This window comes from Arthrobacter sp. FW306-06-A (assembly GCF_021870055.1).
In the GTDB taxonomy this organism is placed as follows: domain Bacteria; phylum Actinomycetota; class Actinomycetes; order Actinomycetales; family Micrococcaceae; genus Arthrobacter.
Map to the genome: position 1 here is coordinate 2,483,623 of NZ_CP084552.1, position 12,593 is coordinate 2,496,215.

Consider the following 12,593-nt stretch of genomic DNA (forward strand, 5'->3'; position numbering starts at 1 on the left):
GACGGGACATTCCCATCAGTATGCCGAGCCCTGCCACTGATCATGGGATACAACCGCTCCAGCTGGCAGGGACGGGGGAACCAAGTTTCCGCGGCCACTTGTGGCCTTGGGGTTAAGTCGATAGCGCCTCCGTCCATTACGGGGTTGCTTCCGGCCGGGTATCTCCAGCCCGAACCCGACAGCTCACCCCGCAGGCATGGGAGAGGCGATCAACCGTGTCAAAAAATTCCACCACTGCCCGTCACCGCGCAACTCCGGCCCGCTCCATTGTTCTCGAGGGCCTCGCCGTGACAGCCAAGTCCCAGGCCCGCTCGCTGGGCCGCCCCGCGCTCGCAGTTGCTGCAGCGTCCGGCATTGCCTTCGGCGTCGGCGCCCCGGCCCACGCCGGTGTCACCGGCCCTGACACCACGGAAAAGACCAACGTGCAGGCGTACTCCGCACCTGTTGCGGCCCCGGCAGCGGCAGCAGGCAGCGTCCACACCGTAGTTTCCGGCGATACCCTGGGTGCCATTGCGTCTGCTAATGGCGTCAGCCTGAACAGCGTCCTGTCCGCCAACGGACTGGGCCTGTCCTCGATCATCTACCCGGGCGACCAGATCCAGATCCCCGCCGCCGGCTACACCGCGGCACCGGCACCGGCTCCGGCCCCTGCAGCAGCACCCGTGCAGACCGCAGCCGCCGCTCCGGCCAACACCGGCATGAACATGTCCTACGCCTCGGCCACCCCCGTGTCCGCCCCCACCGGCAGCGGCACCGGCGCTGCCATCCTGGCAAACGCCTACGGCCAGCTGGGCATCAAGCAGGACTGCACTGCCATGGTTGAGAAGGCGCTGCGCTCGGTGGGCAAGTCCGTTGGCGATCTTGCCCCCACCCAGTTCTTCCAGTACGGCACCGTGGTCGGCGCTCCTGCGCCCGGCGACCTGATCATCACCTCCGGCCACGTTGGCGTTTACGCCGGCAACGGCCAGGTTGTCAGCGGTGGCGTGAACGGCTACGACACCCAGGTGCACTCCATCAGCTGGCTCGGCGGCTACTCAGCGGTCCGCGTCGCCTAGTCTTCGCATCACCGCAGGCGCCCAACAGCGCAGGCATTAGACAGGAGGGCGGCAGCCGGTCATCCGGCTGCCGCCCTCCTGTCGCATCCGCCGCCTGCCCCCGCAGCCGTCAGGTCCCGCAGAAGGTCATATAGTTGCCGAAGTCCTCGGGGGCGCCTTCGGCGTAGCGTTCCAGCCCGGGCCGCTCGGTGAAGGGGTCACTGACTGCCTCCAAAAGCTGCTGCAAGGGTGACAGGTCTCCGGCCGTGGCAGCGGCCAATGCCTCCTCCACGAGGTGGTTCCTGGGAATGTACGCCGGGTTGACGTTGTCCATCAGCTCCGCGTCCGGTTCGAGTGCCTGCCACCGCTCCGCCCAGGAATCAAACGCAGCCAGATCAAGAACCATGCCGCGCACCGGACGAAGGTCGCCACGGGCGGCCTTGCCCAGGTTACGGAAGAAGAGGGTGTAGTCCACGGGACCGTCCTTCAGGATGGCAAGGGCGCCGTCCACCAAAGCGGACGTGGTTTCCTCGTCACTTCCCCCGCGGCTGCCAAGGCCGAGCTTGGCATTCATGCCACCGGTCCACGCCCTGCTGTAGTGGCCCCGGAAGCCGCCGAGCACCTCCACTGCGGGCGCAACCGCCTGCTCCTGGTCTTCGTGGATAAGCGGCAGCATCGCCTCCGCCAGCCGGGCAAGGTTCCATTCGGCCAGAACCGGCTGGTTGGCGTAGGCGTAGCGGCCGCTGACGTCGATTGAACTGTAGACGGCCGCAGGATTGAAGGCATCCATGAACGCACAGGGGCCGTAGTCGATGGTTTCCCCTGAGATGGTCATGTTGTCCGTGTTCATGACCCCGTGGACGAATCCCACCAGCATCCAGCGGGCCACCAGTTCCGCCTGCGCGGAGACGACCGACCCGAACAGTGCCAGGTAGGGGTTTTCGGCTTCCGCGGCCTGGGGGTAGTGCCTGCTGATGGCATGGTCCGCCAAGCGCTTCAGAAGGTCGAGGTTCTCGGTGGCACGCGCATATTGGAAGCTGCCCACGCGCAGGTGGCTGCTTGCCACCCTGGCCAGGACGGCGCCCGGCAGCATACCGTCGCGCCGGACCTGGCGGCCCGTGCCCACGACGGCGAGTGCCCTGGTGGTGGGAATGTGCAGGGCGTACATAGCCTCGCTGACGAGGTATTCGCGCAGCATGGGCCCGACGACGGCCCTGCCGTCCCCCGCGCGGGCGAAAGGCGTGCGTCCAGAGCCTTTGAGGTGGATGTCCAGGAGTCGTCCGCTCCGGTCCGTGACCTCGCCCAGCAGAAGCGCCCGCCCGTCACCGAGCAGGGGCGAGTATCCGCCGAACTGGTGGCCGGCGTAAGCCTGCGCCACCGGTGTGGCGCCAGGAGGAACGTGATTTCCCACCAGGAGCCGCACGCCTTCGGGACTGCGCAGGTACTCCGCGTCCAGGCCCAAGTCACGCGCCAGTTTCTCGTTGAGGACAAGGAGGCCGGGGCTGGGGGCCTCCTCGGCCTGCCAGGGAACAGCGAGTTCCGACAGTTCACGCGCGAAGCGGCCGTCAAAAGCCACCATGGATTCAGCTGCTGCCGTCATGGTTTAACCCTATCGCCGTCATAATGGTCCGCTGATTCCCGCACCTGGTGCCGCCGCGGAGGCACGGCTATGCGCTGCAGGTCATGGGCTGCGATGACCGTGGTCCCTGCAGCACGTGCCTGCGCCTGCTCCGCAAGCAGGGACATGTCGTCGCCATACCGTGCGGAAAAATGGGTGAGCACCAGCGTCCGGGACTTTCCGGACGCCGCCAGCTCCCCTGCCTGCCCGGCGGTCAGGTGCAAGTACTGGTGCGCCAGCCCGCCGTCGTCGTTGCTGAATGTCGATTCGCTGACCAGAAGGTCCGTGCCCTCGGCCAGTTCCTCCGCGCCGGCGCACGGCGCGGTGTCCATGATGAACGCGAAGCGCTGGCCGGGCCTGGGGACGCTTACGTCCTCCAACGCGACTGCGCCGAAGAAGCCTTGGCGCTGCAGTCGGCCCACGTCAGGCCCTTCGATTCCTGCCGCCCGGAGCCGTTCCGGAAGGAAGGTGCGGCCGTCAGGCTCGGTGAGCAGGTATCCGTACGTCTCGATGCGGTGCCTCAGCGGCCGGATCTCCAGGCCGTCCGCCACGGGTCCGGCGCCGGAGTGCGGATGGAGCCGCAGGTCGATACCGGGCGAACTGACAGCCACGAGGGCCTGGACAATCTGTTCGCCGGAGGCAGGATAGTGAAGGTGAACGGGGTGTGAAGCACCGTCCAGGGCCATTCGGGACAGGACCCCCGGCAGGCCGTAGCAGTGGTCTCCGTGCACGTGGGTGAGGCAGATCCTGGTGATCTGGCTTGCCGCCACCCCGGCATGGATCATTTGGCGCTGGGTGCCCTCGCCGGGGTCGAACAAGAGTCCTTCGCCGTCCCAGCGCAGGAAGTACCCGTTGTGGTTCCGTGTGCGGGTGGGAACCTGGGAAGCCGTGCCCAGCACCACGAGTTCACGCACTTGGGGCGTCTGCCGGCTCCGCGTGCAGCCCTTTGGCATATGCTGCCTGGCCGAGGTGCTGGAGGCAGTCCCCCAGGATGCTGACCAGCCGCACTCCGAGGGTTACCGGCGGATCCCAATGTTCGTCGACCACGCGGTCCAGGTCCGGATCATCAATACCCTGCAGGACCTTGGCGGTCTGCCGGTGGACCGCCTCGTAGTATTCCTGCAGGAGCCCGCGGGGCGCCCTGACTGCGTCCACCTGTTCACTGGAGTGGCCGTAGCCCGTGTCCCGTTCCGCAAGCGGGAGCCCGAAACGGGATACAAAGCCTTCTCCCGTCCAAACCTGCTCCAGCCCGGAGGCGGAGGCCACCTGTGCATCTTCCACCCGGCCCGTATGCCAGATCAGCCAGCCGATGGAATTGCCGTTACCGGCAGGACGGCGCTGCAGGTCCGCCTCGTCCAGCCCTTCCAGTGCCTGGCGGACAAGTGAAGGAAGCCGGTCGAAGGCCTCCAGCAGCAGTTTTTGGAGTGCATCTCTTTCCTTCCCGCGGTCCGGGCCCCGCGGGCCCGGACCCTTGGACCGCTATCGTTCCAGGTCGTCCGGCTCAAATTGGCTGAGCGGGGAGCCGCCGAAGTTTTCCTCGTCGTCGCTGGCGTCCGCTTCGGGACCTGTGGGGTTTTCGCCGAAATCGACGTCGGCCGCAGCCTCCCCCAGCGTGGGCGTACCGGGGGGCACCTGTTCATCGCCGGAGCGGTAGCGGGCCTGCGCGCTTTCGTCCCGCAGCGTCTGCTCGCTCAGGAAGTCCTCTTCTTCTCCCGAGACGGCCTCATTCTGCAACAGGGGGTCTTCCTGCCAGCGTTCCGGATTGTTCTCCGCAGCGCCCGGGTAGCTGTCGGGTTCCCCCATCACAGGGTCCAGTTCCAGCGACGATGCCGCGCCGGGAGTTTCGTCGAGAAGCACATCGTCCTCCTCCACAACTTCCAGCTCATCGTCGGGGACGTTCTGCTCAGTCATGATGATGCCTTTCCTGTTGCCGTTCAGCGGACAATAGTAAGCATACTGACGAACTGGCTTGGATGTGAACCGTCCTGGGTAAGGAACAGGCAAATGGGGCAGAAAACGTGATGGCCAGCAAGGAGAATCGCATGGAACCCAAAATGTCCCCCGACGGGCCCCCGGCACAGCCGCCCCGGCCCCAGTCCTTCGCCGCCCGGATGTCCCTCCTATGGACCGACGCATTGGGCCGGGCCGGCATCCGGGCCATCCAGGCACTGTCCGTCCTGGCACTTGCCTGGGTGGCGGTGACGGCCGCCATCCGTGTCCCGCTGGTCACCATCCCGGTGCTGGTTGCGTTAATCCTGGCGTCGGCAATGGCTCCTGCCGTCCGCTGGCTCGCGGCTCGGGGCTGGCCCCGCGCCTTGGCGGTGCTGTCTTCCTTCCTGGTGATCCTGGCGGTGGCGGCCGGAGTGGTGGGTGGAATCATCGCCCTGGTGAGGCAGCAGGCCTCCGTCCTGGCTGCCCGGGCAGAAGCAGGCATTGGCCAGCTGCAGCAATTCATCACCACCGGCCCTGTGGCCCTTACCAGTGACCAGATCGACGCAGCCCGCGGCGAGTTCCAGAAGTTTTTGGCTGGAGGAACCCTGGGCGCCGACGCGCTGACGGGCCTGCGGACGGCCGGGGAGATTGTGGCAGGTTCAGTCCTGACAGCCGTGATCCTGTTCTTTTTCCTCAAGGACGGCGAGAAGATCCGGGGGTTCCTGATCGGATTCCTCCCGGGGACCCGCCAGGGCAAGGCACATTTGGCGGCCGAACGCAGCATCGTGGTGCTGGGCGGCTACGTCCGGGGGACACTCATTATCGCAGCCATTGACGCCGTCATCGTCCTTACCGGGCTCCTGATCCTGCGGGTTCCGTTGGCGGTCCCCCTCGCCGCAGTGGTCTTCCTGGGTGGTTTCATACCGATTATCGGCGCAACCACCGCCGGCAGCCTGGCGGTGCTGGTGGCCCTGGTGGAGAACGGACCGGTTCCCGCGCTGGTGGTCCTGGTGATCCTCGTTGCTGCCAACCAACTGGAACACCACCTCCTCCAGCCCCTCTTCATGGGCCGGGTCCTGAGGATCCACGGGCTGGTGATCATCCTGGCACTGGCCGCGGGGGCAACGCTGGCCGGCGTCATCGGTGCGCTGCTGGCCGTGCCGCTGACCGCCGTCGGCTGGACCATCTACAAGACGCTGGCCGACAGGGACACACCCGGCCCGGAGCCTATTGCTCCGGCCGCGCCCGGGGCGTGAAGCGCCCCTGAACAGCGCTTCCGTGACTTTCGGCCCTAGAGAGCCGGCGGAACCCGGGCCAGTCTTGAATGGCAGAAGCCAGTTCACGACAGGCAGGAAGTGCGGCCATGACATCCCGGAAACCCATCGCTGTGGGCACCAACGACTCAGCACAAAGCCAGGCCGCCGTCGTGTGGGCCGCCCGCCGCGCCCACCGTGCGGACCTGCCGCTGGTAATCCTCCATGTGGTGGACGACCGGTGGGTTGCCGAACCGTATCCGTGGTTTGGAACGCTTCAGCAGGCCGGGGAGGAACTCCTGAAAACAGCCGCCGGACGCCTCGAAGGAACGGTTACAGTTACCCCTGAAACGGAGTTGTTGACCGGCAGCGTGGGCGGGTCCCTTGCCAAGTACTCCAAGAGGACCTCGATGATGGTAATCGGTTCGGGCAGCGGCCACTTCGGCGGCACCCTTGCCGACCGCGCACTCCAGGTGGCCACAGCCGCCAAGGTCCCTGTCGCCGTCGTCGGAACACAGGATCTCGAAGGCAGGTCCGGTGTTGTGGTGGGCGTTGACGGATCCCCGGAATCGACCCAGGCGGTCGCCTTCGCGGCCGCGGAGGCAGACCGCGAAGGCGACGAACTCACCGTCGTGTACGCCGTTGACGTGCCGGATCCCATCATCGACGCCGGCCTGTCGCCCGCAGCCATGGCGGAGCTTATCGCCGACGAGGAACGGGTAGTGCTCTCCGAGGCGGTGGCCGGGCTCAAGGAAGACTACCCGGACTTGATTGTGCACCAGCGGCTTGAAACCGAACGCGGCGCGGTGGACGCCCTGGTGGAGGCCGCAGCCGGGGCAAGGCTGCTGGTGGTGGGCAGCCGCGGCCGGGGCGCCTTTAAACGCCTCCTGCTCGGTTCCACCGCTCACGGCGTCCTCAAGCACCTTCCGTGCCCCGTGATCATCACCCGGACTGACGCTGCCCGCACGATGTAGGCTGCACCGCCTGCTGGTCTTCCTGCCGGCACTCCGTATTCCGTACGCCGAAGGTTCGACGCCATGAAAAAGCCCGCTGCCATCATCATGCTGATCCTCGGGATCCTCATCACGCTCCCCGGTCTGGCCGCACTGGCGGGCGGAGCCGTGGCCTCAGCGGTGGGAACCATCCAGGGCGACGGCTACCTGACGTCCGGTACGTCACGGTTTTCCGTCAATTCCTTTGCCCTCACCTCGCCTCGGGCCGACGCCATCGGGGAGGACGTTCCCGGCAGGCTGCCCTTTGACATCGGAAAGCTGAGGCTGCGGGCTGCATCAGTAACGCCGGACAAGCCCGTGTTCATTGGCATTGGCCGGCAGGCCGACGTGGAGCAGTACCTGTCAGGCGTGCATCACTCGGAGCTGCTGAACATCCGGCAGCAGCCCTTCCGTGCGGACTACCGCGACGTTCCGGGCAACAATCCTGCATCCCCGCCTGCCGACCAGCGCTTCTGGAGCGCCTCCGCAACAGGATCCGGGCAGCAGGAGCTCACCTGGAACATCGCGCCCGGCGCCTGGGAAGTGGTGGTGATGAACGCCGATGCCTCCCAAGGGGTGGATGTGCGGCTGCAGGCAGGCTTCCACTCGGACCTCTTCCAGCCGGCAGCAACGGGCCTGCTGGTAGGCGGGATCATTGCCTTGGTGATCGGCATTCCCCTCATCATCCTGGGGGCGTCCGGCCTTGGACGGCACGCCGCGCATCCTTCCGCAGGACCACCTGCCGGTGAGCCTCCCTACAGCGGGCCGGCGGGAGGCGCCCCTGTGTACCCGGCGCCGGTGGTCGGAGCACCCCCGGCACCCGGGGCCGCGCCGCCCACTGAAACCTTCACCCCGGTGCCAGGTGCCCCCGGCTACCCCGCAAGGCTCTTCGGGGACATCGACCCGGCCCTGTCGCGGTGGATGTGGCTGGTGAAGTGGTTCCTGGCGATTCCGCATTTCATCCTGCTCTTCTTCCTCTGGTTCGCCTTCGTCATCACCACCATCGTGGCCGGGTTCGGCATCCTGTTCACCGGCCGCTACCCGCGGGCACTGTTCGACTTCAACGTGGGCGTCATGCGGTGGAACTGGCGGGTGGCGTTCTACGCCTACGCCGCCGTCGGCACGGACCTGTACCCGCCGTTCACACTGAAGCGCACCAATTACCCCGCCGACTTTGACGTCGACTACCCGGAGCGGCTGTCCCGCGGCCTGGTCCTGGTGAAATGGTGGCTGCTGTCGATCCCGCACCTGCTGGTGGTCGCTGCCTTTACCAACACCACGTGGCGGTGGCGGGCGGAAAACAACTTCGGCGGGACGACATATGTCCAGGAAGCGGGCCCGTCCCTGCTGGGGCTGCTGGTCCTGATAGCGGCAGTGATCCTGCTGTTCACGGGCCGCTACCAGCGCCCGCTGTTCGATTTCATCCTCGGCGTTGACCGCTGGATCTACCGGGTCCTGGTGTACACCGCACTGATGCGGGACGAATATCCGCCGTTCCGGCTGGACCAGGGTGCAACCGAACCGGCATGGTCCGGGGTGGCCATTCCGCCGGCCGGTGTGCCCCCTGCCGGGGCGCCGTGACCTTGGACCCTGGCCCGGTCCCACTTGTGCAGGCAAGATAGGCGTGACAGCGCGGGTTAAAGCAAGCGGGCGGACCAAGGGAGCGGAAATGAGCATTGCCGGGGCACCAATAGCCAGGATCGTGGTGGGCGTTGACGGATCGGAAGCATCCGTGGAGGCCCTTCGCCAGGCGCAGCGGCTCGCCACTCCCCTGGGCGCAAAGGTCCAGGCAGTGGCCTGCTGGGAGTACCCGCAGATGTACAGCGGCTACGTCATGATGGGCATCGAGGGCTTCGAGGAGGGCGCCAGAAAGGTCCTGGACGAGGCCGTGGTGCAGGCGTTCGGAGCGGAGACGCCGGCAAATGTCACCTCGTCGCTGATCCGGAGCCACCCCCGTGAAGCGCTGATCGATGCCAGCCGCGACGCGGACATGATCGTGGTGGGGCGCCGCGGGCACGGCGGGTTCGGCGGCCTGCTCCTGGGCTCCGTCAGTTCCGCCATCGTGGCTCACGCCCATTGCCCGGTCCTGGTGGTGCACACACCAGAGGAGCACTCCGAAGACGCCGGAAACCACTGACCAGGACAGCTGCGAAGACGGTAATTGACGTCCGGGCGGGTGAGCGCGGTGCCGGCCGGTGAAGTACGACGGCGGACCACCGGGAAGGGGCGGTTGAGGAGCCCGGAGCCTGGATCCGGCCGCCGGAGGCAGGACGGCCCTCCGGATCCTGCCCACCACGGTCTCCCGGTCCACGAAGTGGTGATCCTGCTTGGAACGGACGCCGCCAGAGGCCTGGGCCATGACGAAGTAGAGCGCCGACGCGCCCAATTCGGGAGAAACGAGCTACCGCGGTCACACAGTGGAGGCATTGCCCGCAAACTGGGACGCCAGTTCAACAACCCGCTGGTCTATGTCCTGTTGGCCGCCGCCGTGGTTACCGTGTTCCTTGGCGAATTCCTGGACTCTGCAGTCATCCTCGCCGTGGTCCTGGTTAACACGCTGATCGGTTTCGTCCAGGAGGTGCGGGCAGAAGCAGCCCTGGATGCCCTCCACTCGCTGGTCCGCACGCATGCCGCCGTAATGCGTGGCGGCGAACGGATGCAGGTCCCCTCCGAAGACCTGGTCCCCGGCGACCTTGTGCTGCTCGAGGCGGGAGACAAGGTACCCGCCGACCTGCGCCTGGTGCGCCTGTCCGCCCTCCGGGTGGACGAATCCGCGCTCACGGGAGAATCGGACCCCGTGGCCAAGGACGAGGTGGTACTCCCCCAGGTCACGCCCGTGGCCGACCGGAGGAACATGCTGTACAGCGGCACACTGGTGACCGCCGGCACCGGCGCAGGAATCGTCGTCGCCGTCGGCGGTGAAACCGAACTCGGCGAGATCCACCGCCTCATGGGCGCCGTCCGCCCCGTGGCCACACCTTTGACCCTGAAGCTGGCACGCTTCAGCACCACGCTCACCATCGCCATCCTTGCCCTCGCTGCCGTAGCCTTCCTCGCCGGCCTGGCACATGGGGAACGCCCGGGACAGATGTTCACCGCCGCCGTCGCGCTGGCCGTGGGCGCCATTCCGGAGGGTCTTCCCGCCGCCGTCACGGTAACGCTTGCCATCGGCGTGCGCCGGATGGCCCGCCGCCGTGCCGTGGTCCGCCGGCTTCCAGTGGTGGAAACGCTGGGCAGCACCACGGTGATCTGCTCCGACAAGACAGGCACCTTCACGGAGAACCAGATGACAGTCCGGGCGCTCTGGACGCCCTCGGGCAGGTACGACGTCACGGGTTCCGGCTATGGACCGGAGGGCCTCATCATCCCTTCAGCCGGAGACGGCACCGGCGGACAGGCACCCGGCGCGGCAACGCGGCCGGCAGACCGGGATGCTGCCCTGTACTGGTCCCTCCTGGGTGGTGCCGCCTGCAACGACGCAACCATCCGGCCCGAGGGGTCCGGATGGCAGGTTCGGGGTGACCCTACCGAGGCGGCGATGTTGGTGGCGGCAGGGAAAGGCGGCATCCGGGTCCGGGAATTCCTGGCCGCCAACCCGCGGCAGGCCGAGCAGCCGTTCACCTCCGAGCGGCAGTTCATGGCAACACTGCACACTTCAACGCTCCCCCACGGCGGCGGAACGGTGTTCGTCAAGGGCGCCGTGGAACGGGTCCTGGAACTCTGCGGCCACGAAATGGACACCGACGGCGGCGCCAGTCCCCTCCACAGGCATTCGGTGCTCAGCGCCGCACACGCGCTCGCAGACACCGGGCTGCGGGTGCTGGCCACTGCCATGATGCGCCTCCCCGCTACCGGCGGTCCCCTTTCCACCATGGAATTGCGGGGCTGGATGACCTTTACCGGACTCCAGGGCATGCATGACCCACCGCGGCCGGCCGCGGCCTCCGTTGCGGCCTGCCGGCGTGCCGGCGTGGGCGTCAAGATGATCACGGGAGACCACATACGGACGGCGGTGACCGTGGCCGCGGCGGTGGGGCTGGCCGCAGACCATGATGCCGGAACTGCCCTGACGGGGACCCAGCTGGACGACATCCCGGCAGACCGGTTCCCGGATGCCGTGGAGCGCGCCACGGTTTTTGCACGGGTTTCGCCCGAACAGAAGCTTCGCCTTATCGATGCCCTGCAATCCCGCGGGCATGTGGCCGCCATGACCGGCGACGGCGTAAACGACGCCCCCGCCCTGCGGCAGGCGAACGTGGGCATCGCGATGGGACGCACCGGAACCGAGGTGGCCAAGGAGGCCTCGGACATCGTCCTGACTGACGACGACTTCGCCACCATTGAAGCAGCGGTCGAAGAGGGCCGGAATGTCTTCGACAACCTGACCAAGTTCATCGTCTGGACCCTCCCCACCAACATGGCCGAGGGATTGGTGATCCTCGTGGCCATCCTGCTGGGCGCTACGCTGCCCATCCTGCCTACCCAGATCCTCTGGATCAACATGACCACCGCCGTCGCCCTTGGACTGATGCTCGCCTTCGAGCCGAAGGAGCAAGGCCTGATGTCCCGACCGCCCAGGGCACCGGACCGCCCCCTCCTGACGTGGGCGCTCACCGTTAGGATCCTGCTCGTGTCGGCCCTGCTGGTGGCCGGGGCCTGGTGGCTCTTCGAACAAGAAGCGGCCGTCGGCGCATCGGTGGCGCAGGCCCGCACCTCCGCAGTGAACCTCTTCGTGGCGGTGGAGGTGTTCTACCTCTTCAGCTGCCGGTCCTTGACCCGCCCCGCCTGGCGGATAAGGCCCTTCGGCAACCGCTGGCTGCTCCTCGGCGTCATGGTCCAGACAGCCGGCCAACTGGCCCTCACCTACATCCCGCTGATGAACGAACTCTTCCACACCGCCCCCATCAGCGCAGAGGCGTGGTTGCGGATCTTCGGCCTGGCGCTGTTGGCCTCCCTCGTCGTCGCCCTGGACAAGCGCTTCCGGCGCCGTGGCTTTTAATTCCGCGGGCATCAAGGTTCCGCGCTTCAACGTCCTGCCCCGGCCGTCGGGGTCACCTGCAGAAGGCGTATCAGCACCAGGCCGGTGACCAGGGCCATCACTACTGCCATCAGAACTGCTGCCGCCACCCCGATGGCAGCGATCAGCCAGGCAGGCTGCCCCGGCTGCCATAGAGGAGGGGCCACAAGCATGAAGACCGACAGACCCGCGGCCCACGCCGCAGAACTCCCGACGACCCAGCGCCATGCCCGGAAGGTATGGCGGCGCAGCTCGAACCATTGGGCAGTTCCAATGGACCCGAGCAGCAGGATGGCTGCCACACCGCCGGCCCCTATCCAGGCCGCCGGCGGCCAATCCTGCCATGTCTCGAAGGCCGACGGCAGCATTCCCACGGACCAGGCGAAGGCCGCACCCGCCGCGGTCAACAGAATCCATCGTGAAGTGGACATGCGCGGCAGCCGCGATCGCAGGACATGGGCCTGGGACCAGCCCAGGACAGCACTTTCAGCCAACCCGGCCAGGACCAGAAGCCCAAAATCCGCGCCGGGCCAGACAGTTGCGGCAAGGAACTGGGCAAGAGCCGGGGCAAGGAACCCAATGCTCTCACCGAGGCTTACCCAGCCCACCCAAGCAGCGAGGAACGCATGCTGCGGCGTCACGCCGTCGGCGGCTTTTTCCCTGGAGGCCATGCGCTCCTCTCTCTGCTTCCGCGGGTTGTCCGCGATTCCAGAATCACGCCGTGCTTCAGGGTCCCGGGCCTGCACC

At 67.0% G+C, this 12,593-nt stretch carries 11 protein-coding genes and 1 riboswitch; of the genes, 6 read left to right on the forward strand and 5 right to left on the reverse strand.

The window, feature by feature from the left end; genetic code table 11:
* Positions 1–41: 41 nt before the first annotated feature.
* A riboswitch (cyclic di-AMP (ydaO/yuaA leader) is annotated at positions 42–212 on the forward strand.
* Between the two features lie 3 nt (positions 213–215).
* Complete coding sequence (locus LFT49_RS11425) at positions 216–1,055, forward strand: C40 family peptidase (protein WP_236798507.1); 840 nt, start codon at positions 216–218, stop codon at positions 1,053–1,055.
* Between the two features lie 109 nt (positions 1,056–1,164).
* Here the strand turns inward: LFT49_RS11425 and LFT49_RS11430 are convergent, their stop codons facing one another.
* The 4 genes from LFT49_RS11430 to LFT49_RS11445 form a co-directional block, all read right to left on the reverse strand.
* Entirely contained in the window at positions 1,165–2,634 is a 1,470-nt protein-coding gene (locus tag LFT49_RS11430) for a protein adenylyltransferase SelO (protein ID WP_237428254.1), read from the reverse strand.
* Positions 2,631–3,566, reverse strand: coding sequence for a ribonuclease Z (locus LFT49_RS11435; protein ID WP_237428255.1), 936 nt, complete (start codon positions 3,564–3,566; stop codon positions 2,631–2,633). The genes LFT49_RS11430 and LFT49_RS11435 overlap by 4 nt, the downstream gene beginning before the upstream one ends.
* Complete coding sequence (locus tag LFT49_RS11440; protein ID WP_237430512.1) at positions 3,559–4,068, reverse strand: mycothiol transferase; 510 nt, start codon at positions 4,066–4,068, stop codon at positions 3,559–3,561. The genes LFT49_RS11435 and LFT49_RS11440 overlap by 8 nt, the downstream gene beginning before the upstream one ends.
* Positions 4,069–4,131: 63 nt before the next feature.
* Positions 4,132–4,563: a hypothetical protein gene (locus tag LFT49_RS11445; protein ID WP_237428256.1), complete on the reverse strand. Its 432-nt coding sequence runs from the start codon at positions 4,561–4,563 to the stop codon at positions 4,132–4,134.
* Positions 4,564–4,694: 131 nt separating this feature from the next.
* Between LFT49_RS11445 and LFT49_RS11450 the strand changes: the two genes are divergently transcribed.
* The 5 genes from LFT49_RS11450 to LFT49_RS11470 all read left to right on the forward strand — a co-directional run bounded on the left by LFT49_RS11450 (position 4,695) and on the right by LFT49_RS11470 (position 11,828).
* Entirely contained in the window at positions 4,695–5,840 is a 1,146-nt protein-coding gene (locus LFT49_RS11450; protein WP_237428257.1) for an AI-2E family transporter, read from the forward strand.
* Positions 5,841–5,947: 107 nt separating this feature from the next.
* A complete protein-coding gene (locus LFT49_RS11455) occupies positions 5,948–6,811 on the forward strand; it encodes a universal stress protein (RefSeq protein ID WP_237428258.1) in 864 nt (287 codons plus the stop codon).
* Between the two features lie 63 nt (positions 6,812–6,874).
* On the forward strand, positions 6,875–8,410 hold the full coding sequence (locus LFT49_RS11460) for a DUF4389 domain-containing protein (RefSeq protein WP_237428259.1): 1,536 nt from the start codon (positions 6,875–6,877) through the stop codon (positions 8,408–8,410).
* Between the two features lie 88 nt (positions 8,411–8,498).
* Positions 8,499–8,966 (forward strand): universal stress protein, encoded by a 468-nt coding sequence (locus tag LFT49_RS11465; protein WP_237428260.1) that lies wholly within the window; start codon positions 8,499–8,501, stop codon positions 8,964–8,966.
* A gap of 177 nt (positions 8,967–9,143) precedes the next feature.
* Positions 9,144–11,828 carry a cation-translocating P-type ATPase gene (locus LFT49_RS11470; protein WP_272912507.1) on the forward strand — a complete coding sequence of 895 codons (2,685 nt, stop codon included), beginning with the start codon at positions 9,144–9,146 and terminating at the stop codon, positions 11,826–11,828.
* Positions 11,829–11,854: 26 nt separating this feature from the next.
* Here the strand turns inward: LFT49_RS11470 and LFT49_RS11475 are convergent, their stop codons facing one another.
* The gene (locus tag LFT49_RS11475) at positions 11,855–12,517 is read right to left on the reverse strand and encodes a hypothetical protein (protein WP_237428262.1); all 663 of its coding nucleotides are present in this window, start codon (positions 12,515–12,517) and stop codon (positions 11,855–11,857) included.
* Between the last annotated feature and the right edge of the window lie 76 nt (positions 12,518–12,593).

Bases quoted from the DNA above. Each gene is read 5' to 3' on its own strand.
- LFT49_RS11475 (WP_237428262.1), bottom strand. From the start codon at position 12,517: ATGGCCTCCAGGGAAAAAGCCGCCGACGGCGTGACGCCGCAGCATGCG.
- LFT49_RS11460 (WP_237428259.1), top strand. From the start codon at position 6,875: ATGAAAAAGCCCGCTGCCATCATCATGCTGATCCTCGGGATCCTCATC.
- LFT49_RS11455 (WP_237428258.1), top strand. From the start codon at position 5,948: ATGACATCCCGGAAACCCATCGCTGTGGGCACCAACGACTCAGCACAA.
- LFT49_RS11430 (WP_237428254.1), bottom strand. From the start codon at position 2,634: ATGACGGCAGCAGCTGAATCCATGGTGGCTTTTGACGGCCGCTTCGCG.
- LFT49_RS11450 (WP_237428257.1), top strand. From the start codon at position 4,695: ATGGAACCCAAAATGTCCCCCGACGGGCCCCCGGCACAGCCGCCCCGG.
- LFT49_RS11465 (WP_237428260.1), top strand. From the start codon at position 8,499: ATGAGCATTGCCGGGGCACCAATAGCCAGGATCGTGGTGGGCGTTGAC.
- LFT49_RS11445 (WP_237428256.1), bottom strand. From the start codon at position 4,563: ATGACTGAGCAGAACGTCCCCGACGATGAGCTGGAAGTTGTGGAGGAG.